Below are 26,737 nucleotides of genomic sequence, written 5' to 3' on the forward strand. Positions count from 1 at the left end.
GCTTGGTCTAGATCATTTGGCATTTCTCCTGTCGCCATTTTGGCGAATATATCGTGGAAATATATCTGTCACCACCATCCGGTAGAATAGTCACAACATTAGCGGGTCGGTTAGACAAACAGGAAAGGTACTTAACAGCAGCCGCAACCGCGCACCCGGCAGAGCCTCCGACGAAGAGCCCCTCCTGCCGCGCCAATCTAATGCACATTTCAAACGACTCCACGTCGGACACGCTGATGACTTGATCGACAAGCGTTGGGTCAAACAATGTAGGAAAAAAGGAGCTTCCAATTCCTTCCACGAGGTATGGTTTTGGAGTGAGTTCTTCCGGCGGACATCTCAGAATACTGCCAATTGGATCAGCAATTATGATCCTTATTTCCGGCCTTCTTTCTTTCAAAAAACGAGCTACTCCCATCAGAGTGCCCCCCGTACCGAAGCCTGCGACGACCGCGTCAATTTTCCCGGATGTTTGTTCCCAAATCTCAGGACCCGTAGTGCGATAGTGTGCTTCGGGGTTAGCCGGGTTGCGGAATTGATCAATATAAAAATGATGGTCTTCGTTGCCCAATGATTGCGCCGTATTTAGCCAGAACTGTGGGTCGGAATGGTCCACGTTAGACGGGCAGATTATTACTTCGGCGCCCCACGCTTGCAACAAGTTGACTTTGTCCGGACCAAATTTATCAGTAAGAACACACTTCAAGCGGTATTGTGACCCGGCAACTGCTGCTAATCCAACTCCTGTATTTCCTGCCGTTGCCTCGACCAGGACCGATGCATGGGGCACTATTTGCCGGGCTTGCTCTGCTGCTCGGATCATCGCAATTGCGGCCCGATCCTTTACGGAACCCGTCGGGTTCATAAATTCACATTTTGCCCAAAGATTGTGAGATACATGGCCAGTAAGACTTCCTATTCTTACAAGCGGTGTATTTCCGATAAGGCCGGCTATTTCTTTCGATGGGATGGGCGCGCGCGGAGCGTGGGCCCCGGCTTTTTCTTGTGCATTCGTCACGACCGTCTCCATTTTAACCGTTGCATTCCACCTGTGGATTCACTGGGTGGCTTCCCCTGACCCACAAACGCACAATTTCTGAAGCAAAGAGCAAGAACCCGTCGTCCACTTGCATAGTTTCCAGGGTCGCAAACCACATCGATTACGGTATGCAACCAGATTTTCCGTCTCATCCAGGAGAAGCGCGGTGATCGCGCCATCGATACGACCGTCAATGTCGCGAAAGATGTTTTCGCAGTCGATGAGCGGACCGTACAGCCGATAGTCTTCAAAGAGCGGTCAATCAAGTTGAGCAAGAGCTCAGCACGTGTGTCGTCGTCTGGCGTGTGGCCCTGGGCAGGCAATTCTTCCCTGAGCTCGCTGCCGTTGACCAACGCTCCATCCAAAGCGTTTGCCAGGTGGCGGCTGGTCCCCGCATTCTTGTGACTTGGTTGAACGTCGCGGTCATCGTTGATTCGGTCACATTGGCTATGGAGATGGGCGATTGCAACATGGGGCCTAAAAGTGGAATCCTGTTCATAGTGCTCAATCCGCAGTGAATCCCATGATGATTGAGGCGCTCTCGCATATCGAATACCGTCCTTCTGCGTGAAAGCGGCAACACTGACTCCCGCCTGCCCACGATGTGCAAGTTTCGGGACCATGTGCTTGAGCCGATCATAAGCCGTCGCCCCTAAATTGCTTGAAGGGCATAGAAACGCTGCGGCAACACCGGTCATGCATCACTTCCTCTCGTTAATGAACCGATGTCCCGGTCCAGCCCTCATCAAGCAAACGTCGTGCCAGCCTGAGGCGTCCCGGCTCGCCCGGTCAGAGCGGAATGCGAGCCGTTTCGCACACCAACAGTTGATCTCGCGTGGTCCGATTCCCGACATAATGTTTGAAGCACAACGCGATACGGCTGTACGGCACGTTGCAGCGTTCGCGGGCCAACTGCCACGCCTTGCTCGGTCAAAAAGTCCTGGCGCACCATGTCCGCATTGCGGCGATGCGGAATCAACCTCTCGCGCAGCCAACCTTCAAGGCCATCGGGTGATCATACGGGTTGGGGGCAGCCCTGCTTCGTAGAAGTCGCGTCAGCAGACGCCTCGCGGCCCTGGTGTTGCGGCGTCTGGACGACGTCATGATCAACCGCTATCCACAACCAGCATTTCTGACCGTTGATGCGCACCACGACATCACCGAGGTGCCAGATATCATCTTTCGTCGGCGCCTTGCGGCGTATGCGGCGCGCATAACCAGGGCCGTGCTTTCGGCACCATAGGCGGATGGTCTCGTAGGAAACGACGGATCCGCGATCACGCAACATTTCCTCGACCTCGCGCAAGCTCAGATTGAAGGGGAAGTAGAGCCAGACAACGCGGGCTACGATTCGATCGGACAGCGGTGGTTCTTGTAGGTCGGTGCACTCACTGTCATAGGCGCGCTGCTGCCACAACTCCTTACCCCTCAATCAATGCGATACCACCGTGCCGATGCCTGAGAGTGCGGTTGATGCTGACGGCCGTTTGCTGGACGCCCGCCTACAAATCGCTGGATTTTAAACAAAGTTGCCATGCTGCCGCCATAGACTTGGCGCGCCAATCGCGGCCGGTCCTGCTGTCGGTTTGTTGTTTACGCGGAATGGGCAAGAAGGAAGGATTGTCCAATTTGCGGCGCTAGATGTTTGATCCCAGATTTTGATGGGGCATCCTTGTCCTCCGAATCAAGGGATGCGCTATGGGCCAGGTTCTTCATGGGAGCGCCACGACGACAGAGGCGGTCCGTCGAGCGATACAGCATAGTCAAGAGAGCCTGAGGGCGCTGGCGAAGCGCTACGGGATCAACCAAAAGACTGTTGCCAAATGGCGGGAACGGACCTCGGTGGCAGATTTGCCGACCGGTCCGAGAGAGCCTAGAGCGACAGTGCTCTTGCCCGAGGAGGAGGCCGTCATAGTCGCCTTCCGGCGCTACACTCTGTTGCCACTCGATGACTGCCTCTATGCCTTACAACCGACGATCCCACACCTGACGCGCTCATCACTGCATCGCTGCCTGCAGCGCCACGGCATCAGCCGCCTGCCGGACGTAGAAGGCGACAAGCCGGCGAAGAAGAAGTTCAAGAGCTATCCGATCGGCTACTTCCACATCGACGTCGCCGAGGTGCGCACAGAACAGGGCAAGCTGCACATGTTCGTCGCTATCGACCGCACCTCGAAATTCGCCTTCGTCGAACTGCATGAGAAGGCCACCACCGCCATATCGAGAGACTTCCTACTGCGCCTGATCGCGGCCGTGCCCTACAAGATCCACACTGTCCTCACCGACAACGGTATCCAGTTCACGACGCCCGGCGCCGGCGGTTCGGCCGTGCCATTGATCAAGGAGGCCATCGCAAACGGCGAACGCTTCTGGGCCCATGCCTTCGAATACGCTTGCGCCACGAACGACATCGAGCACCGAACGACCGAGGCAAGGCATCCGTGGACCAACGGCCAGGTCGAGAGGATGAACCGGACTATCAAGGATGCAACCGTCAGGCGTTTCTATTACGAGAGCCACGACCAACTCCGCCAGCACCTTGCCGACTTCACCTCGGCCTACAACTTCGGTCGCAGGCTCAAGACCCTCAAAGGCCTTACGCCCTACGAGTTCATCTGCAAGGCGTGGGCGTCACAACCGGAACGCTTCAAACTCGATCCGCTCCAGCAAATGCCGGGACTAAACATCTAGAGCGACTGAATGGTATCCTGGTCGTGGCAGAAGATCCTGCGGCTCTCAAGCAGCCGCCAGGCGGTCCTCAAACTGGATAGTGCGTCGCAGGCGACGGCAAACATTCACGTGCGTCCACTGCTGTACCGGCGGGCTTCGGACGTGGCGAACGTACTGGCGCGAACCTTCGGCGCTGAGGCGCCCAGTGCTGTCTCGCGTGCAAAGCCCTCGGGAACGCTCGGCAACTGTCGGTGGCAAGTGACGCATCCGATCGAGCCAGCTTGCCGGTCAACGTGTCAGCTTCGCCGGCCGAAAAGCCAGATGCGACCGTCTCCACAACGGATTCGGTGGACGAAACGGTCGTGTCAGCGAACCGTCTGGCCGAGCGTTTTTCCTCCATGTGCGTTGGTGCGCAAGGCTCGAACGAGATCCTCGGGACGCACTCCAAGGTGTCGATCATGTTCGGCACACAAGGAAAGGGCGGCATTGCTGCCGCCCTTTCCGCTGTAAGTTGATAGGGGCTGGATTAAAAATCCATACCGCCCATACCGCCCATGCCGCCGCCGGGCATACCACCAGGCATGCCGCCGCCGCCAGCCGACTCCTTCTTCGGAGCCTCCGCGATCATGGCTTCGGTGGTGACCAGCAGGCCGGCGACCGAAGCCGCGTCCTGGAGAGCGGTACGAACGACCTTGACCGGGTCGACGATGCCCATGGCGATCATGTCGCCATACTCGCCGGTCTGGGCGTTGTAGCCGTAGGTCAAGCCCTTGTTCTCAAGGATCTTGCCGGCAACGATCGAAGCTTCAGCACCGGCGTTGGCCGCGATCTGGCGGGCCGGAGCCTGCAGCGCACGACGAACGATGTTGATGCCGGCGGCCTGGTCGGCATTGACGCCGGTGACCTTGATGTCGGCCGAAGCGCGCAGGAGAGCGACGCCGCCGCCAGCAACGATGCCTTCTTCCACGGCCGCGCGGGTCGCGTTGAGGGCGTCATCGACGCGGTCCTTCTTTTCCTTGACTTCGACTTCCGTCGCGCCGCCGACGCGGATCACCGCAACGCCGCCGGCGAGCTTGGCCAGACGTTCCTGCAGCTTCTCCTTGTCGTAGTCCGACGTGGTCTCTTCGATCTGCTGCTTGATCTGGGCAACGCGGCCCTGGATCTCGGCCTTCTTGCCCGCGCCGTCGACGATGGTGGTGTTCTCCTTGGAGATCGACACCTTCTTGGCGCGGCCGAGCATGTTGAGGCCGACATTCTCGAGCTTGATGCCGAGGTCTTCCGAGATGACCTGGCCACCGGTGAGGATGGCGATGTCTTCCAGCATGGCCTTGCGGCGATCACCGAAGCCCGGCGCCTTGACGGCGGCGATCTTAAGGCCGCCACGCAGCTTGTTGACGACCAGCGTGGCCAGAGCCTCGCCTTCGACGTCTTCCGAGATGATGAGCAGCGGCTTGGAGGTCTGCACGACGGCTTCGAGGACCGGCAGCATGGCCTGGAGGTTGGACAGCTTCTTCTCGTGCAGGAGGATGTAGACGTCCTCGAGCTCGGCAACCATCTTGTCGGCGTTGGTGACGAAGTACGGCGAGAGATAGCCGCGGTCGAACTGCATGCCTTCGACGACTTCGAGTTCGGTCTCGGCGGTCTTGGCTTCCTCAACCGTGATGACGCCTTCGTTGCCGACCTTCTGCATCGCTTCGGCGATCATCTTGCCGACAGATTCGTCGCCATTGCCGGCGATCGTGCCGACCTGGGCAACTTCCTCGGAGGTCTTGATCTTCTTGGCAGCCTTGCCGAGCGCCTCGACGACTTCGGTCACGGCCAGATCGATGCCGCGCTTCAGGTCCATCGGGTTCATGCCGGCGGCAACGGCCTTGTTGCCTTCCTGGACGATCGACTGCGCCAGGACGGTCGCCGTCGTGGTGCCGTCACCGGCGATGTCGTTGGTCTTCGAAGCAACTTCGCGGATCATCTGCGCGCCCATGTTTTCGAACTTGTCGGAAAGTTCGATTTCCTTGGCGACGGTGACGCCGTCCTTGGTGATGCGCGGTGCGCCGAACGACTTGTCGATGACGACGTTGCGGCCCTTGGGGCCGAGGGTCACCTTCACCGCGTCGGCGAGGATGTTGATGCCGTGAAGCATGCGCTCGCGGGCGTCGCGGGAGAATTTTACGTCTTTAGCAGCCATTTTTTAGCTCCTGGCAGGGGCTTGCGATTCAAGCCCGGGAATTCAGTTGACGGTGAGGCCGATAATCAGCCGATGATGCCCATAATGTCGGATTCCTTCATGATCAGAAGGTCTTCGCCATTGAGCTTGACTTCGGTGCCCGACCACTTGCCGAACAGGATGCGGTCGCCGGCCTTGACGTCCAGCGGGACCAGCTTGCCAGCTTCGTCACGAGCGCCGGAGCCGACAGCGATGATCTCGCCTTCCTGCGGCTTTTCCTTCGCCGTATCCGGGATGATGATCCCGCCGGCGGTCTTGGATTCGGATTCGACCCGGCGAACGACCACGCGGTCATGCAGCGGCCGGAAATTCGACTTTGCCATTTTTGGATGTCCTTGGTGCGGATGTTGAACGGTTCTCCGTTGCCGGAGCGTGCTTAGCACTCAGCGGAAGCGAGTGCTAACGCGGCAATGAGATAAGCCGCATGCTCCTGCTAGTCAAGACGGAAGAGCAAAGAGCAAAGAGAAAAGAGCAGACAGCAAAGAGAAGAGAGCAAAGAGCGTGTAAGCATCGAGCCTTTTGTGTGAACAATGTCGGGTATCAGACATATATGGGGCGGCTCACCCTTTGTATTTGAGCTTTATTCAGATGGCACGAATGATGCAACGGGTGATGCATTTGATCTCATCCAGAGGCTCGCACGGGGTCGTGCTGCGTCAGCTCGGTCATGTCGAGCTTCAGAAGGCCATTTTGGCATTGGTTCTGTTGCCCTATTGCCATTCATGACCAGTCCTGCGCGCGTGAGCCGGCCGGCTAGATTCCAACCACGAGAGCGCCGCCGCTGAGACCCGCACCCGCCGCCGACAGAAGGATTTTCTCTCCACGCTGGAATGGCTCCGTCTGGTTGGCGAGCGAGAGCGACAGCGGGATCGTCCCGGCCGAAGAGTTGCCGTATTCGGCAATCGTCTTGACAATTGCTTGGTCCGCGATGCCGAGGTTCCTCCCGACCGCGTCGAAAATCCGAGTATTGGCCTGATGCGGCACGAACCGGCCGAGATCGTGTGGCCGCACTCCGGCAGCGGCTAGAGCGCTTGTCGAGCAATCGGTCATCATCTCCACGGCCATTGCGAACACTTCGCGGCCGTCCGTCATCCTCATTCGGGTTTGCGCGAGATCGAGGTCACCGTGGAACGGCTTGTTGCTTCCTCCTGCGGGAATCTGGATCAGCCCGTATCGCGAGCCGTCCGAATCCACCGAGGCACCGAGAATGCCCCGATCAGCATCATCGCACTGACCGATCACCAGGGCGCCGGCGGCATCGGCAAACAGGACCGAGCTTGCGCGCTCGGCTGGATTGATGCGGCGGCTGAGGATGTTGGCGGCGATAACAAGGCTCGCTTTGCCGTGCAGGCGGGTAAATCCGTCCGCGAACATGAGCGCGTAGATGAAGCCGGCGCAGGCGCCGGTCAGATCCACCGCGCCTGCGCGGCCAAGGCCAAGCTTGTGTGCGACCAGCGGCGCGCTGGGCGGCAGAAGATGGTCGGGCGTCGAGGTGGCAAGCAACAGCAGACCGATGTCGTGGCGCGCAATACCGGCGTTCGCCAGCGCCATGTCGCCGGCCTGCGCAGCAAGACCAGACAGCGTGTCTTCGTCGGTTGCCCAGAAGCGCGACCGTATCCCGGTACGCCTTTCGATCCAGCCTGGATCAAGACCGAGATTGCTCTCGATTTCGTCATTCGCCACCTTTCGCCCAGGCGCATGATGGCCAAACCCGAGAATGCGCGACGACTTGCTCACGGCCTGGACCCGAAGCGTTCGCCCGCCTCCTCAATGGCGTCATAGAGGCGCTCGAGCTCGTCGCCGGTGATGCAATAGGGTGGCAGAAGGTAGAGGACATTGCCGAGCGGGCGCACAAGTAGCCCTCGCTCGAGGAAGAAAGCGCGCAGTTTCGGTCCGATCTCGGCGAGATAACCTGCGGAACCGGTTCGCAGGTCGAGCGCCGCGATCGTGCCGGTCGCCCGGCAGTCGGTGAAGAAGCTGTTGTCGCGAAAGCGTCGAAGCCCGGTGGCCTGCATTGCGCTCAAGGCCGCAATGCGCTCGGCCACCGGCTCGTCCCGCCAGATCTCGACATTGGCAAGTGCTGCCGCGCAGGCAATCGGGTTGGCAGTGTACGAGCTCGAATGGAAAAACGTCTTCTTCCGGCCCTCGGAATAATGAGCCTGGAAGATGGCATCGGTGGCAAGCGTTACGGCCAGCGGGATGGCGCCGCCGGTCAGGCCTTTCGAGGTGCACAGGATATCTGGAGAGATCGATGCCTGCTCGCAGGCGAACATGGTTCCGGTCCGCCCCCAGCCGGTCATCACTTCGTCGGCGATCAGCAGCGTGCCGGAGGCCTCAGTGATCTTCTTCAATTCGGCCAGAACTGAAGCCGGATACATCAGCATGCCGCCGGCGCCCAGCACCAGCGGCTCGACGATTAAGGCTGCGGCTCGTCGATCGCGGGTCACAGCCTCTAAACGATCCAGCGTCTCCTGCTCGCGCCCCGCTGCCGGAAAGGGGATGGTGTCGACCTCGAACAGCAAGGGTTCGTAGGCGGCGTTGAACACGCCACGCGCACCGACGCTCATCGTGCCGATCGTGTCGCCATGATAGCTGTGATCCATGACGACGATGCGCGAGCGTGGGGCGCCGATGTTGCGGAAATAACTGAGTGCCATCTTCAGCGCTACTTCGACCGAGGTCGAGCCACTGTCGGAATAGAACACCCAGTCGAGTCCAGCGGGAGCGAGGCCGACAAGCGCCTTGGCCAAGCGCTCTGCCGGCTCGTGCGTGAAGCCCGCAAAGATAATCTGGTCGAGGCTCGACGCGGTTGTCTCGATTGCCTTCATGATGCGGGGATGGCGGTGGCCATGTGTGACGACCCACCAGGAGGAGATGGCGTCCAGGATGCGGGCGCCGTCCGCCCTGCGGAGATAGGCGCCTTCAGTCCGGACGATTTCTGGGATCGCAGGCTCGAGCGCGTGCTGGGTGAAGGGATGCCACACATGAGACTGCGACATCAGTCACCTCCAGTAATCGAGGCGAAGGCGAAGCCGGCAATCATTGCGTCCCTCAGTGTCTTGCCCGTCAGCAGATCGAGGTGCGGCAGCCTGCCGAGCTGCGGCGCACCGCTGAATTCCACGATGGTCCGTTGCGTATCGGCCATCTCATCGCCGATGAAAGCGATGCCGGCCAACGGGATGGATCGGGCGCGGAGCGCCTCGATCGAGAGCAAGGTGTGGTTGATGGTGCCGAGCGTGGTGCGGGCGCACAGAATGACGGGCAGCCGCCATTCAGCGAAGATGTCGATGAGCCTTGTGCGCCGGTTAAGCGGCACCATCAGGCCGCCGGAGCCTTCGATGACGAGCGGCGTCGGTAGCACGGGAAAAGCAAGATCGGCAGCCTTGATCGCCACGCCGTCGATCTCGGCCGAACGATGCGGCGACAGCGGGCTCCGCAAGCGGTAGGCTTCCGGCAGCACGCGCTCTGAGGGCAAGCCGGCAAGCCGCGCGACCACCTCGCTGTCGGTCTCGCCGTCGAGGCCCGATTGCACCGGTTTCCAGTAAAAGCCGTCGAGCAAACCGGCGAGCCCAGCCGCAAACACGGTCTTGCCAACTCCCGTGTCGGTTCCGGTGATGACGATGCGTTGGGTCATATCGCCTCCGGCAATCTTTGGGCCAACACCTCGACCAGCGCCTCGACCATGGCGGAAATGTCGGCTTCGCCGATATTGAGCGTCAGTGAGATGCGCAGCCGCGACGTGCGCACGGTCGGAGGACGAATACCGCGTATGTCGAAGCCGCGGGCCTGCAGGCGCGCCGCCACTGCCATGGTGCGCCTGACATGGCCGATTACGAGGGGCTGGATCTGCGAGCCGCTGGGTATCACGCCGCAGCGCTCGGCCAGCTGGCGGCCGGCGAGGGCAACGCGTTCATGCAGCTGAACACGCCGCATAGGCTCGTCGGCGAGCATTGCGAGTGCTTCGCGCACTGCCACTGCCATCAGCGGCGATGGCGCGGTGGCGTAGATGAATGGCCGGCAACGGTTGATCAGATACTCGCACAGTGTCCTCGGCCCGGTCACGAGCCCACCAGATGCGCCGAGCGCCTTGCCGCAGGTGTGGAGCGCGACGATGTTGTCGCGGCCCTCGAAAGCGGCGGCAAGCCCCCGGCCGTCCGGTCCCCAGACGCCGGTCGAATGCGCCTCGTCAATGACGATGAATGCGCCGTGCCGATCGGCAAGCGCGACCAGGCTCTCCAAAGGCGCGCAGTCGCCATCCATGCTGTAAAGGCTTTCCACCGCGATCCAGACGCATCCCATGCCGCCTGCGGCGCGCCAACGTGTGATCGCATCCTCAACAGCGGTGGCATCGTTGTGCGCAGCCAGCACGAACTGTGCGCGCCCGGCCTGCGCACCCTCATGCATGCTGGCATGGGCGAGCTCATCGAGAACCAAAAGATCGCCTTTCTGCGGCAGGGCACTCAGCAGAGCGAAGTTGGCGATGTAGCCGCTGCCGAAGAACAGCGCGCGGTCGGCTCCAAAGAATGCCGCCGCGTCTGCCTCGAGCTGCTCGTGTTCCGGTGCATTGCCGCGCAACAGCCGCGACCCGGTGGCGCCAACCGGCGTGCCCCGCGCAATCGCCGCCACAACAGCATCGCCAAGTCTCCTGGACGAGGCCAGCCCGAGATAGTCGTTCGACGAGAAGTCCAGCCCGGCGCGGGGCGAAAGCGTCCGCAGCCGGTCCTTGCGCGCCAGCCTCTTCAAGGTCGCATCATAACTGGCAAGCGGCGCCCCGTTCATTGCGCTTCGAGTTCCATCGGCTCGATGCCAAGGCGCCGGAACAGCAGGGTATCCTTGTCCTCACCGGGATTGTCCGCCGTCAGCAGCGTGTCGCCGACGAAAATCGAGTTGGCGCCGGCAAAAAAGCACAGCGCCTGCATCTCGTCGGTCATGGCCATACGGCCGGCGGAGAGACGGATATGCGATTTCGGCATCATGATGCGCGCCAGCGCGATCACGCGCACGAATTCGATCGGCTCAATGGGCTTGGCATCGGCAAGCGGCGTGCCGGCGATCGGAATCAGCATGTTGATCGGAACGCTTTGCGGATGTTCCGGCAGATTGGCCAGCGTCACCAACATGTCGATCCGGTCCACCGGCTCCTCGCCCATGCCGATAATGCCGCCGCAGCAGACCTTGATGCCGGATCGACGAACCTGCTCAAGCGTGTCGAGCCGCTCGGCATAGCCGCGCGTGCTGATGATCTCGCTGTAGTAGCGTTCCGACGTATCGATGTTGTGGTTGTAGTAGTCGAGGCCCGCTTGCTTCAGTCGAGCGGCTTGCTCAAGATCGAGCATGCCGAGCGTCATGCAGGTCTCCATGCCCAGCGCCTTGACGCCTTCGACCATCGCCACCACCGCATCCATGTCGCGCGCCTTGGGGTTTCGCCAGGCCGCGCCCATGCAATAACGCGTGGCGCCGGCATCACGCGCCTTGGTCGCCTCGGCGATGACGCGCCGGACCTCCATCAGCTTCGACGCCTTCAGGCCGGTTTCGTGACGCGCCGACTGGCTGCAATAGCCACAATCCTCCGGGCATCCTCCCGTCTTGATGCTGAGCAGCCGGCTGAGCTGGACCTTGTTTGGATCGAAATTCTGGCGGTGCACCGTTTGCGCCAGGAAGAGGAGATTGTTGAAGGGGGCATGGTAAAGTGCCTGAGCCTTCTCCAGGGTCCACGCTCCGGGGTCAGGGGATTGAGCCTGTGGCGATGTCTGCGTTGAACTTGCCGTTTGCATGTCCATGCTGTTCCTCCGGTCTGTCTTGCGGGGTCTTTGCTATCTGACTGTTGACGATCGGAGAGGACAGTTGACCCAATCCTGACTCAGACAATCATGAGCCCCGATGGTCGAGGCCGATATCCAGGATCGGCGCGCTGTGGATGAGTCGGCCGACCGAAATCAGATCAACGCCGGTCGCGGCAACCGCCCGCGCTGTATGGGACGTGATCCCGCCAGAAGCCTCGGTGATAGCGCGGCCACCGACCATTGCGACGGCGCGGCGAAGATCGGGGAGGGACATGTTGTCGAGCAGAACCGCATCGGGAGCGAAGCCAAGTACCTCCTCCAACTGGGCCAGAGTATCGACCTCGACTTCGATCTTGACGAGATGACCGGCCGCTCTTCGTGCTCGCTCGAGCACTGGGCGGACGCCGCCTGCGATGGCGATGTGGTTGTCCTTGATCAAAATTGCATCGTCCAGACCGAAGCGGTGATTGGACCCGCCACCTGCGCGCACGGCATACTTTTCGACTGCCCGCAATCCGGGCGTCGTCTTGCGGGTGCAGACGATCTTCGCGCCATACCCACGAACCGCAGCGACGATCGATGCCGTTGCCGTGGCGATGCCGCTCAGATGGCACAAAAAATTGAGTGCCGTCCTTTCGGCTGTGAGAATGGCCCGGGCCGGGCCAACCACTGATGCAATGATCTCTCCATCCACGACATTGCAGCCGTCTGCGCGCTCCACCGAGATTTCGACAGCAGGATCAATCAAGCCGAAAGCGAGCATCGCCAGATCGAGGCCGGCGACAACTCCGGACTGTCGCGCCACCAACACGGTTCCCGCTTGGTATTCCTTCGGGACGATGGCCTGCGTGGTCAAGTCGCCGGCTCTGCCAAGATCTTCAAGAAGAGCTGCCCGTACAAGCGGCTCAAGCACGACCGTGGGTAGCGGTGAAAGTGTCATCACTTCGGCCCTTCGAGACTTGGCGAGTGTCCGAGTCCCCGCGCTGTAGCCAAGGCGGCTTCGAGGGTGATTTCGGACCGTCGGGCGGCAGTCGCATGATGAGGAAAATCTGTCCGGTAATGAGCGCCGCGGCTTTCTTCGCGCAACAAGGCGGCAACCGCGATCATTAGCCCGACAGCCGCCGGATCCGAGGCCGCGTCCTTGCTTTCCGCGAGCGGCAATAAGGCACGTGTGGCTGCTTTCAAACCTTCACCATCCCGGACGATGCCGAGTGCGCGCGACAGGAAAACACGCACGGGTATGGGAGCGGGCGGTGGGTAAACGTTGGCAAACGCAGGCCTTGTTCTGCGCGCAGGCGCCCCGGCGACACTTTCAGCGACCCAGCGGGCGCACACGATGGCTTCTGTCAAGGAATTGCTGGCGAGCCTGTTGGCGCCATGCAGTCCTGTCGAAGCGACTTCACCGCAGGCCCACAGCCCCTTGACGGAGGTTCTGCCGGAGCTGTCCACGGCAACGCCACCCATGTGGTAGTGTTGGGCCGGCCGAATGGGGATGAGATCGCGGGCGGGATTGATGCCCGCTCCACGACAGGCTGATGCGATTGTCGGGAAATGTCGAGCGAATGCCGGGCCAGGCCGTTGTCGGGCGTCGAGAAAAACACGGTGGCCGTCCGCAAGATGGTTCCACACGGCCCGGGCCAAGACATCGCGAGGCGCAAGTTCCGCCCCTGGCACGCTCTGGAGAAAAGCCTGGCCGGTTTCATCGATCAGGGCAGCACCTTCGCCTCGGACAGCCTCGCTGACCAGCGCCATAGGGCGTTCCGGGCCGTCAAGCGCGGTCGGGTGGAACTGGATGAATTCGAGGTCGGCTAGGACAGCTCCAGCGCGGGCCGCAAGTGCAAGGCCTTGTCCGCAACTTCCCCAAGGGTTCGTGGTGTCGAGAAACAGTCCCCCGATGCCACCGGTGGCGAGGACGACCCGCCGTGAGCCGAAGAAGAAAGGTCCGATCGAACAGCTCGCCCAGACGCCCCGGATCGCATTCTCTCGCACGGCCAGCCGGCGCGCTTCCACGCCCTCCACGACAACTATCGACGGAGTGGAACGCACAGCCGCGATCAGGGCACGCATGATCTCACGCCCGGTGCCGTCCCCATGCGCATGAACGATGCGACGTCGGCTGTGTGCGGCCTCCAATCCGAGGCACAGTGATCCTTTCGGCGTGCGGTCAAAGGGAACCCCAAAGGCCGCAAGCCCCTCTATCGCCTTGGGCGCGGCTTGGAGGATGCGGCTCGCCACGTCTCTGTCGCAGAGACCATCCCCGGCAGCAAGCGTATCGGCCAGGTGCATTGCCGGATCGTCGTCTTCGCCGAAACTTGCAGCCAGACCCCCCTGTGCCCAGGTGCTCGAATTGTCAGCTCCCAGCAGCGACCTTGACAGAAGAAGCACCGGCTCCGGCGACAGTTGAAGCGCGGTCATCAGTCCGGCGATGCCGCCGCCGATGATGATGGGACGCCCGAAGAAGCTGCGGAGGTCGGCGCTCAAACTGCCAGCATCCGTTCGACCGCAAGCCGCGCGCGCCCGGCGATCCCGGGTTCGATGGTTACGACATGGTGGTTCTGCTCGAGCGCCGTGCGGATGTTGGCAAGCGTGATCCGCTTCATGTGCGGGCACAAATTGCAGGGCCGGATGAACTCGACCTCTGGGTGCGCTAACGCGACGTTGTCGCTCATCGAGCATTCCGTCATTAGCACGACACGTGGCGGCCTTTGCCTGTCGACATAGTCGGACATGGCAGCCGTCGAGCCAGAAAAATCTGCTTCAGCCACGACGCCGGGCGGGCATTCGGGATGGGCGAGCACGACCACGCCGGGATGGCTTTCGCGCAACTCGCGGATGTCGGCCGGTGTAAAGCGCTCATGCACCTCGCAATGCCCTTTCCAGGCGATGATCTGCACATCGGTCTGGGCGGCGATATTCTGGGCCAGATATTCGTCCGGCAACATGATCACCCGGAGAACCCCCAGGGATTCGACGACCGCCTTGGCGTTGCCGGATGTACAGCAGATATCCGACTCGGCTTTCACTTCGGCCGACGTGTTTACATAAGTAATGATCGGAACGCCGGGATAACGCTGGCGCATCAAGCGCACGTCTTCTGCCGTGATTGATTCCGCCAACGAGCAACCGGCGCTGAGATCCGGAATGAGCACGGTCTTGTCCGGATTAAGGAGCTTGGCCGTTTCGGCCATGAAATGGACGCCGGCCAGCACGATGACTTGCGCCTCGATCGTCGCAGCCGTGCGGGCTAATGCCAAGCTGTCGCCGACGATGTCGGCCACGCAATGGGAAATCTCGGGCGTCTGATAGTTGTGCGCCAGGATGATGGCGTTGCGCTCGCGCTTCAGTGCAAGGATCGCCTCGATATCGTCGACGAAAGCCGGCCATTCGATCGGCGGGATCACTCGCCGGACGCGCTCGTAGAGCAACGCGGCCGCAGGCAGCATGGCGCTCATCAACCCCCTCCCGCTTATACTCTAATTGAAAATAACCAGCATATACTTGCTGTGAGTATAAGGGATGTCAACCCCGCGCCAGCGGCAATTTTGTCCCGGCGATGAGCCTATCGTCGAGAACGGCGTGGCGGAAACGGAAAAGCTTCGCTGGCCGGCCGCCGGTCTCAGTGGTGGCCTCTCCGGTCTCCTCGACCAGTTCCTGCTGTTCGATCAGTCGGCGAAAGTTCGGCTTGTGGATGAGCCTGCCGGCGAGCGCCTCCACGGTTCGCTGCAGCTGCAAAAGCGTGAAGACCGTCGGCATCAGCTCAAAGACGACCGGCCGGTATTTGATCTTGGAGCGCAGCCGCGCAATGCCGGTCGCCACGATGCGGCGATGATCGGCGACCATGGACTTGCTGGGCACCAGCGGAGGGGGCGCCCCGTCCCGCCCTCTTACGGCCTCTTGGACCAAGCCTGCTTCGTAAACTAACTCATAGCGTTGCAGCGTGAGTTCCTCGTTCCAAAGGCGGTCGTCGAAGCCAAAGGCTATCGTCGCCCGCTGCCAGCGTTCACGTCGCGTGGCCGCATCGCGGACGCCGTTTGCCCATTCAATCAGGCGTGGTCGTAGAACATCCAGCACGACCGGAGGCGTGCCGGAGCGATGGTCCTCCCATGGAAAATATTCATACCAACTCTGCCATCCGCACTTGGGCGGGCCCGCTGCCTGTTCCTTGCGGGTCAATGCAAGATAGCTGATGGAGATGACGCGCTGCTGGCGCTCGGCGCCGATGCGATCCCGATCAGCGAACGTGTAGAGTTGCTCAATGTACCCCAGCCGATGGCCGGTCTGCTGCTCGACCCACCCCCTCAAGCCGGATTGCAGCGATCGGTGCTCAAGCGCAAAGGGACCGGAGGGCAAGGTGTCCGCCTGGCCGATGGTGAGCACACAGGGTTCACTGTCGTTTACGGCGACCACAAAGGCGATCAGGTCCACTTTGACGTCGTCGGCATTCACGGCGGCTCTGTCTTTCCTGAGTCGTATTGCCTGATCGTCCATGTTCGCGAATTGGTCTGCCAGCTCGGGGGGCACCTTAATCGATTTAGTGTAAGCGCGCCTGTCGGCACGTCAACACCCCACAGCTGCACGGCCATTTTTTAGCTCTTCGCACCTGCACAAAAATGTGCGAAAGGCGACACCCGCGGTAACGTAGGGGAAGGAGGATCCATTGAGCGCGTTTGGTGATACCAAGGCGATCACACCGCCGGATATTCGTTCGCGCAAAGGTGGGACGCCGCTCGTCTGCCTTACCGCCTACACCACCCCAGTCGCCCGGCTTGTCGATCCCCATTGTGATGTGGTGCTCGTCGGCGACAGCGTCGGCATGGTTCTCCACGGCCTGCCCTCGACGCTCGGTGTCACGCTGGAGATGATGATCACGCACGGCCAGGCGGTGCGCCGTGGCATCAAGCAGGCGCTGATGGTGGTCGACCTGCCGTTCGGTTCCTACGAGGAAAGCCCAGAGCAGGCTTTCCGAAATGCTGCGCGCGTCATGTCGGAGACCGGCTGCACTGCCGTCAAGCTCGAAGGCGGCGAAACGATGGCAGAGACGATCGGCTTCCTCGCCGCACGCGGCGTGCCCGTCAAGGCTCATGTCGGCTTGACGCCGCAGGCCATCAACGCCATCGGTGGCTACCGCGTGCAGGGCAGGGGCGGGGATGCCGAGCGCATCAGGCGCGACGCAATTGCGGTGAGCGAAGCGGGCGCCTTTGCGGTCGTCCTGGAAAAGGTTCCTGAAGCGCTCGCCCGCCGGATCACCGGGGAGGTGGCGGCCCCGACCATTGGCATCGGTGCCTCGGCAGCCTGTGACGGCCAGCTTCTCGTCGTCAACGACATGCTGGGCCTCTTCGGCGACTTCCGACCCAAGTTCGTCAAGCGCTATGCTGAACTGGGGGAGGCGGCTGCGGCTGCAATCGCTTCCTATGCGCACGAGGTGAAGGAGCGCCAGTTTCCGGCCGCCAAGCACGTGTTTGCCGATGCGCCCAAGCCCGCCGACACGGACGCCACCAAGAGCGGAGAAGCAGCGTGAGCGTGCCGATCGTCAGGAGCGTTGACCAGCTTCGCGAAATCGTCGCCGCATGGCGCCGCGAGGGCGTGAGGATTGCCGTGGTGCCAACGATGGGCGTCCTGCATGAGGGCCATCTCAGCCTGGTGCGCGCTGCACTCAAGAAAGCAGACCGTGTGATCGTGACGCTCTTCGTCAACCCGAAGCAATTCAATAGCCAGGCCGATCTTGCCGCGTATCCGCGCACCGAGGACGAGGATGCCGCCAAGCTGGCACCGGTTGGCGCGCACCTGCTTTATGCGCCAGATGCAGAGGAGATGTATCCGGCGGGCTTCGCCACCACCGTTTCGGTGTCCGGTGTCAGCGAGGGCCTGTGCGGTGCCTTCCGGCCGGGACATTTCGATGGCGTGGCGACCGTCGTCGCCAAGCTCTTCCTGCAGACCAGCGCTGACTTCGGCTTCTTTGGCGAAAAGGACTTTCAGCAAATTCACCTGGTCAGGCGCATGGCCCGGGATCTGGATATTCCAATCACCATTGTTGCCTGTCCGACAGTCCGTGAAGCCGACGGTCTTGCGCTATCATCGCGCAATGTGCGGCTCTCGCCAGCGCAACGCGCTGTTGCTCCCAAGCTATCATCGGTCCTGCTCAAGACGGCTGAGCAGCTTGGGCGCGGCTCACCCGTCCTGCCAACGCTTGCAGAATCTCGCGCAGCAATTCTGGCTGCAGGCTATAGCGAGGTCGAATACCTGGAACTTCGCGAAGAGGCAGATCTGCACCCGATGACAAGCCTTGATCGACCGGCACGGTTGCTTGCGGCGGCCTGGCTCGGCGGCACACGTCTCATAGACAACGTCAGACTATTTCGGATTGGTTCAACAGATTAGCCACGTTCTCGGCACGCGCTGTATCCGTCCGGGATCGTTTAAAACAAGGTCTCTGCCTGGCATTGAGCGAACGGAGGTTACGCACAGGGCAAATGCATCGCGTGTTTGAGAACTTCGTCGAGCAACTGTCTGCAAGTGTTGATGCTGCCGATCTCTGTGAGGCAATGGCCTCCGCTGCAGCCGGCTTCGACTTCCCGCTATTCGCCTATTTCACTTACCCGTCGGCCTCCGGCGACGCCCCCCAATTGATTTCAAACTATCCTTCATCCTGGACATCACGTTATCTGCAACAGCGGTACCACAGTCTTGATCCGGTCATCCTGCGCGGGCTGCAAGGCTGGGATACATTCGATTGGGGTGTGGACCGCGCTCGACACTGTCTGCCGAATTCGCAGCAACAAATTCTGGAGAGTGCGGCTGAGTTTGGCATCTGCGGCGGCCTGACGATGTCCATGCATGATCATCTCGGCCGGTTTGCTGCCCTGACCTTTGCTTCCGACGAGTCCCGTCCGCTTCTGTTGCGGTCACTGGCACGTTACGAAAAAGCATTGCAGCTGGTGGCCATCAACTTTCATATCCATGTCCGGCGCAGGCTCGCCGATGATCGCGTGGTGGATGGTGTAACGCTCACCCCGCGGGAGTTCGAGTGCCTGAAATGGGCAGCGCGCGGCAAGTCGGCTTGGGATATCAGCCAGCTTCTCGGCGTCTCAAAGCGCACCGTGACTTTTCACTTGGAAAACGCCAAGGCAAAGTTTGGCGTTCGAACGATCAACCAGGCCGTTGCACGCATGGCTGCCTCCGGCCAGACGAGATCCTGATTCTTCAGCCACGATACCTGTAAACCTCTACAGGCTGCATCGCTGTCAGCTTTGCCCTTCGATGGCGGGAACACATCCCACATGGAGGCGACCATGATGCAACTGATAACACCAGACTTTTACAACGAGTTTGCAGGCGAACTCAAAGAGATGCACGGGCTCAGGTTTCGGGTGTTCAAGGAAAGGCTCGATTGGGAAGTTGATACCGAAGACCAGATGGAATCCGATTCGTTTGATGCTCTGAAGCCCGTCTATCTGCTCCTCAAAGGATCCGACTGGCGAATTCGCGGTTGCGTGCGTCTTCTGCCCAGCACCGGACCCACAATGTTGCGCGACACCTTCCCGGTGCTGCTGGGTGCTGACGTCGTGCCCTCGACCACCGACATATGGGAGAGCAGTCGTTTCGCGCTCGATCTTCCTCCGTCGGCGCCCAAGGCTGCGGGCGGGCTGGCCCAGGCGACCTACGAGCTCTTCGCGGGCATGATCGAGTTCGGCTTGGCCAAGGATCTGACCCGGATAGTAACGGTGACGGATACGCGCATGGAGCGGATCCTCCGCCTGGCTACGTGGCCATTGTCGCGCATCGGAGAACCCAAGTGCGTCGGCAAAACGCAGGCGGTGGCTGGGTTTCTCGAGATTTCCCACGCGAGCCTTTTGCGCATCCGCAGCAGGGGACGTCTGATTGGACCGGTACTGTGGCAACCGGTTGTAGGCCCGTCGGCATAGCGCCATAGTGGACACCTGAGCCATGAAGGATGCTGGTCTGTCCAAGGAAGCGACGGTCGGCCTTGTATGCTGGCCGGACTGGCGTCGCCACGACGCTTACCACTATGCCAGACGATTGCCACGCACTGGCTGGGCCTGGGAGTTTCTTCGGCGCAATCCACAATTCCAGCGCGACCACGCCAAAATGGCACCGTCCGCCTGCATTGTCGGACCCCAAGGCGACATGCAGATAATCGAGTTGACGACAGGATCAGCTCTCCTAAGACAATGGAGCCTTCTTTTTCGCCGACGCGCCACTTTCGGACGCTACATCGGCAAGGGTCTTTTGGGATCCGCGCGATTGCGCCTGTATTCTACGAGCGGCCGCGGAGCCGCTTGGGCTCGACCACGATTTTGAACCGCTTCACCTTTCTTCGCTCTCATGCTGCAAGGACATCCTGCTGACAGCTGCGGGCGTGCAGCACGTGCTGCTGAGGGAGAACTGCCGGAGTCTGCAGATCGCCGTTTCCGGTGCGTCCGTCCTCCGCCCGTTGCGGCTATATGTCGACGCGATCGTTCAGCCGCAGCACCTCAAGTTCCATGTCGCTGCCCTTCAGTTCTTGAACCACGTCAATGGTTGCGCCCGCCTGTCAACTGCTTGCTTTCCGCCGGAACACCGCGGAGCGCGTCTGCGTATCGTACTCCAGGCTTTGGACGGCTCGCTTGCCGGAGCATCTCATCAGGAGGTCGCCATTGCCTTGTTCGGGACACGCCGCGTCGAAGAAGATTGGCGTCATCCAGGTGGCCATCTTCGCGATCAGGTACGTCGCGCCATCCAACGTGGCCGCTACCTGATGGGCGGCGGCTACAGACAGTTCCTGAGGTAATTGGGGTGGTTGCGATTGTCTTATTCGAACGCGCAACCTCCATTTCTGAGTGCAATTGTGCGTTGTACAAAACGTGGCAAGCGCCTAGTTCTTCCGGCGCGGCGAAGCACTGGGACCCAACCTTCGTCGATGAGTGCATTCATGCCTTGAGGATCCCGATGACCGTTATGAACCCCGACAAAGCCGGCGCGGCAAGCCTTGAGACGATCGCGCGAAACGGCAGCATGCTGCGTCGCATAGCCGTACGCATTCCGACCTACCTGTCGGATATTCGCGAGAACCCGGCGTGGCTGCCAATGTTCATGTTGGCGCGCACCATGCCGGCACGGAGAATGCACTGGCGTGGTGCAAAGCCGGTCCGAAGGTCGCAAAGAGCCCAGGACACGATGTTTGCCGGTATCAATTGCCAGGACGTTGTCGACGCGCTGCGGATGGATGGGCTTTTTCCCGGCCTCGTCCTGCCAACACTGGTGGCTGAAGATGTAGCCGCATTCGCCAGGTGCACACCTTGTTTCGGCAATTTCGATCGCCGACTCGAATTCATGCCGGCGGAGCATGCGGAGGCTGAGGCGCGGTTTGGCCGTCCGTTGCTCAGCGGTCATTATTTCGAGCGCATTCTGGGCTGTAACTCGGCCGTTGCCATCCAAAATGATCCGCTGCTCGTGGATATCGCGGCGCACTATCTCGGCGGCCAGGCGACGCTGATCACAACGCGCGTCTGGTGGAGCTTCCCGACCGGCCAGGCGTCGGACGCCGACAAGAACCTGGCTTCGCTCGGCAAATACCACTTCGACCTGGATGATTGGCGGATGCCGAAGTTCTTTTTCTATCTGGTGCCTGTCGACGAGGGGACCGGTCCGCATGTCTATGTCCGCGGCAGCCATAATCGCCGCGCCCTCAAGCACCAACTTACGCTTGTCGTCGGCCATCCCGCGCAAGAGACGTGTCGCAGCTTCGCTTAGCCCAAGGGTCTTGACCCGGCCGACCAGTCGAGCTTCAGCCCCTCGGCCTTGTCTTCCTTACGTCACTTCGGAACCGGGCCGCCGACCTTGCCCTGCACACGATCCCAGAGCGTTTGCCGCTTGTCGGCCTTGAAGGCTACCATCGCCCGCCCATGATCACCTGCGCAGCTTTGCCGCGTTCGTGTTGCACTCCAATGATGTCCATCTGCTTTTGCCCGAAGCATTTGATTTTGCCCCGGTGCTCACTCCGGCTCGACGACGGCTGTCGAAATCAGACTGCTGTGGATGCACTACCATTGACCGGTACTAGGATTCCCGACCTCGCCGATAAGCTCGTCTGTACAGCAAGCGACCTTCCTTCCTGCCTATCCCAATATCAAAAGTCAAACCCGTCCGCAGATGCATATGCCTGGCAGTATGTGTCGGTCTTTGGCCACGCATCTGCGACACCGAAATCAAGTAGCCCGCCATGGCGCGACCCTCAATCTTCCACTTCAGGGAGCCTGCCCTGCCATTCAAGGTCAGTCAGCACTTCGGCCTCCACAGTCATATTTTCCGCGAATTCACCGGCATGTTCGGCGAGAAGCTTTCTCGCCGCGACGACCGCTGAACGCTTTCCTTCGCACTTCTCGTGGAACCTGGCTACGCTCTGGCCTACGTGGTCGCCGTTCCATTTTATTACGCCCACTATGGCATACCAGACGCCTTTCCCGGTCCTGCGACGTCGCAGAATTTCGAGTCGCTGATCTGCCAACTGGGCGATGGCTTGGTAGAGAAGTTCGTGCTCCGGGCGGTCGGCACCTCTCGAACGAGCCTCATGGGCAAAGCCCTTCAGGCTAGGCTCCTTAAGTTCAGCTACTGCGTGTGAAATCTTCCACAGATTTGCGGTAGCCGAGTGCGTGCCGAGCATCATAGGTAAGCGGCGGTCGCTTCACCGAAACCCCCTGCGCGGATCTAATCTTGTCCGACTTCACCTTCGGCCAGATGTCTGCGGCAATCCTGTCGAGTTCGGCCTTGCCCACTACCCAGCGGTGCTCCTCCTCAGCCCTCTTCTTGGAGAGCTTTGGCTGAAGTGCCACCACCGTTCCCTTGTTGTCGGAATCATTGAAGGTGGCGCTCATAATGTCGCTAGTCGACCGTGTGAGGCCTTTTCGGATATCGCCCGCAGCATCGAAAACCCAATAGGCTCCTCGGGCATCTAGAATCCGATTCGGCGCGGTGCCTTCGTTCTCAACTATCACCGAGACGACCCGCTGGCGTGTGCCGGCGTATTGCGGGAGAGCGTCCTTTCCGAAGATCATTCCCTCTACAAGCCGCCGCGATAGCCGCAGAGGTTCGCTGTTCTCCGGGAATATGTAATGACGACTGGACACCCGGCTTCGCTCCTTCGATCGCCGAAACGCGATGGCACATTCATGGTAGGCGGCTGTCTAAAGATTGCAGTATCAAAACTCATTGGCAGCATTTGATCAACTATCGCTCACGCTGCTGGATACGAGCAGCTGTCGCACTTCGCCCGAGACAAATAAGTCAACCGCGAATTGACTGTGAGAGGGATGAGTCCCAATTGGGTGATGCCTGACACTGGTGGAAGGCGAAACTGAGGGCGACTGGAAGCTCAGCAATGCCCATGAAATTGGGCAGCTGGTGCTGGTCCGGCGCTATGACGTCAGACGATGGTATCTGCCGAATGACCTGGGGAACCTTCGGGGACGTCGAGGCCGACGTGGTCGGAAGCAAAATGAGTTACAGGCGGTGCGGCAGGAACGAGTATATGCAAGCTGAGACGCCTGTCGCCGTCGCCGCGTTCTAGGCCGACGTTCTCCGCATTCCGAGGCCTGGTGAGCGATACGGGTGCGCCTGAGTGTCAATGGCGCATTAGCAAAGGCCTGGCACATGATTCACCGCCGTGCGAGCTGATCGAAACTGGTTTGCTGGATTGCATCGTAATAGCGCCGCCCACCAGGAAACATTTTTCTATCGTTTGCGGTTAGGGCCGCATGGCGCGCTTGTCGGACCGTCACCTCCCGATTTCGCCGACGATTTTCGCGCCGGGCTGATCACGCTGCTGCGCTGGCAGGGATGTGCGGCGCTTCGAGCCGACGGCTCTGCCGGAGGGCAAGCTGGAACGGCTGCTCGAGCTCGCCAGCATTGCGCCCTCCATTGGCCTCAGCCAGCCCTGGCGCTTCCTTGGGCTCGGTCGCATAACCATGCCGGCGGGAAGGCATCGGCATGGGCTGGGTGTCGATCCTCGATGCGACCGAGATGGCCGAGATTCTCGACACGCCGCCCGAGTGGACGCTGATCGGTTATTTCTGCCTCGGCTAGCCTGCGAGGAGCACGACATGCCCACCTTGGAACGCGAGGCGGCCGCCGGTGGTAATCAGCGGTAGGGGGGTGCCCATCACTTCGTCTCTTCCCTGGCGATGAGCTTGACGCAGATCGGGTCGCCCTTCGCCATCGGGGTACATTGCCATTCCGGACCGAAGCCGAAGTTCGTGTTCTTGCCAAGGCCAGGAAAGAGCACTGACAAACCGGACCGCAGCGAAGATGGCGCTGGCGGCAACCGGGCTGAAGCCGGGCATGGAGGTGGTCGACCTCTGCTGCGGCGACGGCTGTGCCGATCGCCACGGTCGCCCGCCATGTCGTCGCCATAGACATCGACGCCGACCAGCTGGAGGCCACGCAGCGCCGCTACCGGCGCCGGCGTGACCAATTGCGAATTCGTCGCCGGCGACGCCTATGAACTCGCTACTCTGGTGTCACGCCCCGTCGACCTCGTCTTCATGGCCAACGCTTTCCATGGCGCCCCGGACCGACCGCGGCTGGCACGTGCCGTGCGCGAGGCGCTCGCCCCCGGCGGGCATTATGCCATCGTCAACTGACACCGGCGCCGCGCGAGACGACGACGGTCCTGGGCGAGCCGCGCGGCCCGCGAAGCGAACTCAGGCTGTCGCCGAGACAGACCATCGCCGATGCCGAAGTCGGCGGCACAATGCTTCTACATGCCGGACTGCCTGACTAGGGCTCGCAGGCCGGTCGTCCGTCCACTGTCCAAGGCCTGCTGGCCGTTTCTGAGGCCGTGATCTTGCCGCGGGTGAGTCTGGGATTCTCATAAGAGCGTCAGGCGCGAATAGAACTTTAGGTCCCCACAGCAGCCGACCTATCCATGGGGTGGATGGTAGTGATCACTACAATCAATTGTACCAATATCATGGAATACTACTACAAGGCCGCCACTTAAAGCGGCCGGATGGGTATCCGTCTCGCGTGGGCTGATGCTGCCTGCAAAAATGCGGAGACGAACATGTGCGGGATTGTTGGCATCGTTGGGCAACAGGCGGTGTCGGATCGGTTGATCGGCGCGTTGAAGGGTTTGGAATATCGCGGCTATGATTCCGCCGGCGTTGCGACGATCATCGACGGTGCCTTGCACCGCCGGCGCGCCGAGGGCAAGCTCGTCAATCTCGAGAGGCGACTGAAGGAAGAGCCGCTGAGCGGCAAAGTCGGCATCGGCCACACGCGTTGGGCAACCCACGGGGCCTCGACGGAACGCAATGCGCACCCGCACTTTACCGACGGTGTCGCCGTCGTCCATAACGGCATCATCGAGAATTTCACCGAGCTGAAGGACGAATTGGCGGCGGATGGCGCCGAGTTCCAGACCGACACCGACACCGAGGTCGTTGGGCATCTCTTGGCAAGATACCGCCGCGAGGGCATGAGGCCGCAAGAGGCCACGCGTGCCATGCTGAAACGCGTCAGGGGCGCCTATGCGCTTGCCATCCTCTTCGAAGATGAACCGTCGACCATCACGGCGGCTCGCAACGGACCACCGCTGGCGATCGGTCACGGCGACGGCGAGATGTTCCTGGGCTCCGACGCGATCGCTCTTGCGCCCTTCACCAATGAAATTACCTATCTCATGGACGGCGACTGGGCCATTGTCGGCAATTCGGGCGCCCATATCTTCGATATCGACGGCCATCCCGTCGAGCGTCCGCGCCATATCTCCACGGCCGCGGCCGATCTGGCCAACAAGGGCAGCCATCGCCATTTCATGGAGAAGGAAATATACGAGCAGCCCGAGGTCGTCGCCCATGCTCTTCGTCGTTACATCAACATCATAGAGGGTCGCGACATGGTTCCTGGCATCGATTTCGCCAAGGTTCCGAGCTTGGCGATCTCTGCCTGCGGGACCGCCTATCTGGCCGGACTGATCGGAAAATACTGGTTCGAGCGCTATGCGCGCCTGACGGTTGAAATCGACGTTGCGTCTGAATTCCGTTACCGCGAGATCCCTTTGCCGCCGCAGTCCGCGGCTCTTTTCATTTCGCAGTCCGGCGAAACCGCCGATACGCTTGCATCGTTGAGGTACTGCAAGGAGCGTGGGCTGAAAATTGGCGCTATCGTCAATGCCTGCGAATCGACCATCGCTCGGGAGGCCGATACGGTCTTCCCGATCCTTGCCGGACCGGAGATCGGCGTCGCCTCTACCAAGGCTTTTACCTGCCAGCTTGCCGTTCTAGCCGCACTCGCCATCAGCGCCGCCAGAGCCCGCGGGACCGTCCCCGAAGGCGAGCTGCAGGCACTCGTCAGGAGCCTCGCCGAATTGCCGCGCGTCATGGGCCAGGTACTCAACAGCATCCAGCCGGAGATCGAGTTCTTGTCGCGCGAACTGTCAAAGTGTCGTGACGTCCTGTATCTCGGCCGTGGCACCAGTTTCCCGCTAGCGATGGAAGGAGCGCTGAAGCTCAAGGAGATTTCCTACATCCATGCCGAAGGCTATGCAGCGGGTGAATTGAAGCACGGGCCAATTGCATTGATAGATGAGAACATGCCGGTGATCGTCATCGCGCCCCATGACCGCTTTTTCGACAAGACCGTCTCCAACATGCAGGAAGTGGCTGCCCGTGGAGGGCGGATTATCCTCATCACCGATAAAAATGGGGCAGCCGCATCGAAACTCAACACCATGCACACGCTCGTGCTGCCGGTAGTCGACGAGATTATCGCGCCAATGATCTTCTCGCTGCCGATACAGCTTCTTGCCTACCACACGGCGCTCTTCATGGGGACAGATGTAGACCAGCCGCGCAATCTCGCAAAATCGGTCACGGTCGAATGATTGTGAACCTGTACAGATGGCGAAGCTCTCGATGGAAAGCTACCCTTTGTCTGGATCCGGATGAAAACCAGATGACCAGTGTTTGCTGGAATTTGGAATCCCTTTTTTCGGCCGGTCGATCGGGGCACAGGGCGATCGAGCTT

At 60.8% G+C, this 26,737-nt stretch carries 24 protein-coding genes and 3 pseudogenes; 12 read left to right on the plus strand and 15 right to left on the minus strand.

All coding sequences use genetic code 11. The annotated features are described in order from the left end of the window. Positions 1-7: 7 nt before the first annotated feature. Together NLY36_RS22070 and NLY36_RS22075 are read right to left on the minus strand one after the other, a co-directional pair. Entirely contained in the window at positions 8-1,018 is a 1,011-nt protein-coding gene (locus NLY36_RS22070) for a PLP-dependent cysteine synthase family protein (protein WP_198020878.1), read from the minus strand. A gap of 1,031 nt (positions 1,019-2,049) precedes the next feature. After that, positions 2,050-2,437, minus strand: a pseudogene (locus NLY36_RS22075) (DDE-type integrase/transposase/recombinase); the annotation flags it as partial. A 300-nt stretch (positions 2,438-2,737) separates the two neighbouring features. Between NLY36_RS22075 and NLY36_RS22080 the strand changes: the two are divergent. Continuing rightward, positions 2,738-3,730 (plus strand): IS481 family transposase, encoded by a 993-nt coding sequence (locus tag NLY36_RS22080; protein ID WP_286461393.1) that lies wholly within the window; start codon positions 2,738-2,740, stop codon positions 3,728-3,730. Positions 3,731-3,990: 260 nt separating this feature from the next. Then, entirely contained in the window at positions 3,991-4,224 is a 234-nt protein-coding gene (locus NLY36_RS22085; RefSeq protein ID WP_023736372.1) for a hypothetical protein, read from the plus strand. An 11-nt stretch (positions 4,225-4,235) separates the two neighbouring features. On the opposite strand, the gene groL is transcribed toward NLY36_RS22085, so the two are convergent. The 11 genes from groL to NLY36_RS22140 all read right to left on the minus strand — a co-directional run bounded on the left by groL (position 4,236) and on the right by NLY36_RS22140 (position 16,204). Then, a complete protein-coding gene (gene groL / locus NLY36_RS22090; RefSeq protein ID WP_286461394.1) occupies positions 4,236-5,894 on the minus strand; it encodes a chaperonin GroEL in 1,659 nt (552 codons plus the stop codon). 65 nt (positions 5,895-5,959) lie between these two features. Further along, positions 5,960-6,256 (minus strand): co-chaperone GroES, encoded by a 297-nt coding sequence (groES, locus tag NLY36_RS22095; protein WP_019863563.1) that lies wholly within the window; start codon positions 6,254-6,256, stop codon positions 5,960-5,962. Positions 6,257-6,686: 430 nt separating this feature from the next. After that, positions 6,687-7,670: a 3-oxopimeloyl-[acyl-carrier-protein] synthase BioZ gene (gene bioZ / locus NLY36_RS22100; RefSeq protein WP_023735846.1), complete on the minus strand. Its 984-nt coding sequence runs from the start codon at positions 7,668-7,670 to the stop codon at positions 6,687-6,689. Continuing rightward, positions 7,667-8,932: an adenosylmethionine--8-amino-7-oxononanoate transaminase gene (locus tag NLY36_RS22105; protein ID WP_023735845.1), complete on the minus strand. Its 1,266-nt coding sequence runs from the start codon at positions 8,930-8,932 to the stop codon at positions 7,667-7,669. Before NLY36_RS22105 ends, bioZ begins: the two co-directional genes overlap by 4 nt. Further along, positions 8,932-9,567 carry a dethiobiotin synthase gene (gene bioD, locus NLY36_RS22110; RefSeq protein WP_023735844.1) on the minus strand — a complete coding sequence of 212 codons (636 nt, stop codon included), beginning with the start codon at positions 9,565-9,567 and terminating at the stop codon, positions 8,932-8,934. Before bioD ends, NLY36_RS22105 begins: the two co-directional genes overlap by 1 nt. Further along, positions 9,564-10,712, minus strand: coding sequence for an 8-amino-7-oxononanoate synthase (locus NLY36_RS22115; RefSeq protein ID WP_023735843.1), 1,149 nt, complete (start codon positions 10,710-10,712; stop codon positions 9,564-9,566). Before NLY36_RS22115 ends, bioD begins: the two co-directional genes overlap by 4 nt. Next, positions 10,709-11,707: a biotin synthase BioB gene (bioB, locus tag NLY36_RS22120; RefSeq protein WP_050591511.1), complete on the minus strand. Its 999-nt coding sequence runs from the start codon at positions 11,705-11,707 to the stop codon at positions 10,709-10,711. Before bioB ends, NLY36_RS22115 begins: the two co-directional genes overlap by 4 nt. Before the next feature lie 94 nt (positions 11,708-11,801). Further along, complete coding sequence (gene nadC / locus NLY36_RS22125; protein ID WP_023735841.1) at positions 11,802-12,656, minus strand: carboxylating nicotinate-nucleotide diphosphorylase; 855 nt, start codon at positions 12,654-12,656, stop codon at positions 11,802-11,804. Beyond that, entirely contained in the window at positions 12,656-14,197 is a 1,542-nt protein-coding gene (locus NLY36_RS22130) for an L-aspartate oxidase (protein WP_023735840.1), read from the minus strand. The genes nadC and NLY36_RS22130 overlap by 1 nt, the downstream gene beginning before the upstream one ends. After that, on the minus strand, positions 14,194-15,168 hold the full coding sequence (nadA, locus tag NLY36_RS22135) for a quinolinate synthase NadA (RefSeq protein WP_023735839.1): 975 nt from the start codon (positions 15,166-15,168) through the stop codon (positions 14,194-14,196). Before nadA ends, NLY36_RS22130 begins: the two co-directional genes overlap by 4 nt. Positions 15,169-15,235: 67 nt before the next feature. Further along, positions 15,236-16,204 carry an NUDIX hydrolase gene (locus NLY36_RS22140; RefSeq protein WP_023735838.1) on the minus strand — a complete coding sequence of 323 codons (969 nt, stop codon included), beginning with the start codon at positions 16,202-16,204 and terminating at the stop codon, positions 15,236-15,238. Between the two features lie 169 nt (positions 16,205-16,373). Between NLY36_RS22140 and panB the strand changes: the two genes are divergently transcribed. From panB to NLY36_RS22170, 7 genes and pseudogenes are all read left to right on the plus strand, one after another. Continuing rightward, positions 16,374-17,234, plus strand: a complete 861-nt coding sequence (panB, locus tag NLY36_RS22145) for a 3-methyl-2-oxobutanoate hydroxymethyltransferase (protein ID WP_023735837.1) — start codon at positions 16,374-16,376, stop codon at positions 17,232-17,234. After that, positions 17,231-18,094 carry a pantoate--beta-alanine ligase gene (gene panC / locus NLY36_RS22150; RefSeq protein ID WP_023735836.1) on the plus strand — a complete coding sequence of 288 codons (864 nt, stop codon included), beginning with the start codon at positions 17,231-17,233 and terminating at the stop codon, positions 18,092-18,094. Before panB ends, panC begins: the two co-directional genes overlap by 4 nt. A 92-nt stretch (positions 18,095-18,186) precedes the next feature. After that, the gene (locus NLY36_RS22155) at positions 18,187-18,912 is read left to right on the plus strand and encodes a LuxR family transcriptional regulator (RefSeq protein WP_023735835.1); all 726 of its coding nucleotides are present in this window, start codon (positions 18,187-18,189) and stop codon (positions 18,910-18,912) included. Between the two features lie 93 nt (positions 18,913-19,005). Next, positions 19,006-19,638 carry an acyl-homoserine-lactone synthase gene (locus tag NLY36_RS22160; RefSeq protein WP_023735834.1) on the plus strand — a complete coding sequence of 211 codons (633 nt, stop codon included), beginning with the start codon at positions 19,006-19,008 and terminating at the stop codon, positions 19,636-19,638. Between the two features lie 22 nt (positions 19,639-19,660). Then, positions 19,661-20,035, plus strand: coding sequence for a transcriptional regulator domain-containing protein (locus tag NLY36_RS31665; protein ID WP_352487474.1), 375 nt, complete (start codon positions 19,661-19,663; stop codon positions 20,033-20,035). Positions 20,036-20,093: 58 nt separating this feature from the next. Then, positions 20,094-20,504 carry a DUF2285 domain-containing protein gene (locus tag NLY36_RS22165; RefSeq protein WP_023735833.1) on the plus strand — a complete coding sequence of 137 codons (411 nt, stop codon included), beginning with the start codon at positions 20,094-20,096 and terminating at the stop codon, positions 20,502-20,504. 158 nt (positions 20,505-20,662) lie between these two features. Further along, a pseudogene (locus NLY36_RS22170) lies at positions 20,663-21,460 on the plus strand (hypothetical protein); the annotation flags it as partial. Positions 21,461-21,947: 487 nt separating this feature from the next. On the opposite strand, the gene NLY36_RS22175 reads toward NLY36_RS22170, so the two are convergent. Together NLY36_RS22175 and NLY36_RS22180 are read right to left on the minus strand one after the other, a co-directional pair. Next, the gene (locus NLY36_RS22175; RefSeq protein WP_286461397.1) at positions 21,948-22,379 is read right to left on the minus strand and encodes a hypothetical protein; all 432 of its coding nucleotides are present in this window, start codon (positions 22,377-22,379) and stop codon (positions 21,948-21,950) included. Further along, positions 22,318-22,839, minus strand: a complete 522-nt coding sequence (locus tag NLY36_RS22180) for a hypothetical protein (RefSeq protein ID WP_156933200.1) — start codon at positions 22,837-22,839, stop codon at positions 22,318-22,320. The genes NLY36_RS22175 and NLY36_RS22180 overlap by 62 nt, the downstream gene beginning before the upstream one ends. A 611-nt stretch (positions 22,840-23,450) precedes the next feature. On the opposite strand from NLY36_RS22180, the pseudogene NLY36_RS31825 reads away from it, so the two are divergent. The 3 genes and pseudogenes from NLY36_RS31825 to glmS all read left to right on the plus strand — a co-directional run bounded on the left by NLY36_RS31825 (position 23,451) and on the right by glmS (position 26,594). After that, positions 23,451-23,859: pseudogene (locus NLY36_RS31825) on the plus strand (nitroreductase family protein). Positions 23,860-24,174: 315 nt separating this feature from the next. Beyond that, complete coding sequence (locus NLY36_RS22190; protein WP_023735825.1) at positions 24,175-24,351, plus strand: methyltransferase domain-containing protein; 177 nt, start codon at positions 24,175-24,177, stop codon at positions 24,349-24,351. A 422-nt stretch (positions 24,352-24,773) separates the two neighbouring features. After that, positions 24,774-26,594 carry a glutamine--fructose-6-phosphate transaminase (isomerizing) gene (glmS, locus tag NLY36_RS22195; protein WP_023735824.1) on the plus strand — a complete coding sequence of 607 codons (1,821 nt, stop codon included), beginning with the start codon at positions 24,774-24,776 and terminating at the stop codon, positions 26,592-26,594. Positions 26,595-26,737: the final 143 nt, after the last annotated feature.

Origin of the sequence: Mesorhizobium sp. C399B (assembly GCF_030323185.1) — a bacterium.
Taxonomy (GTDB): domain Bacteria; phylum Pseudomonadota; class Alphaproteobacteria; order Rhizobiales; family Rhizobiaceae; genus Mesorhizobium.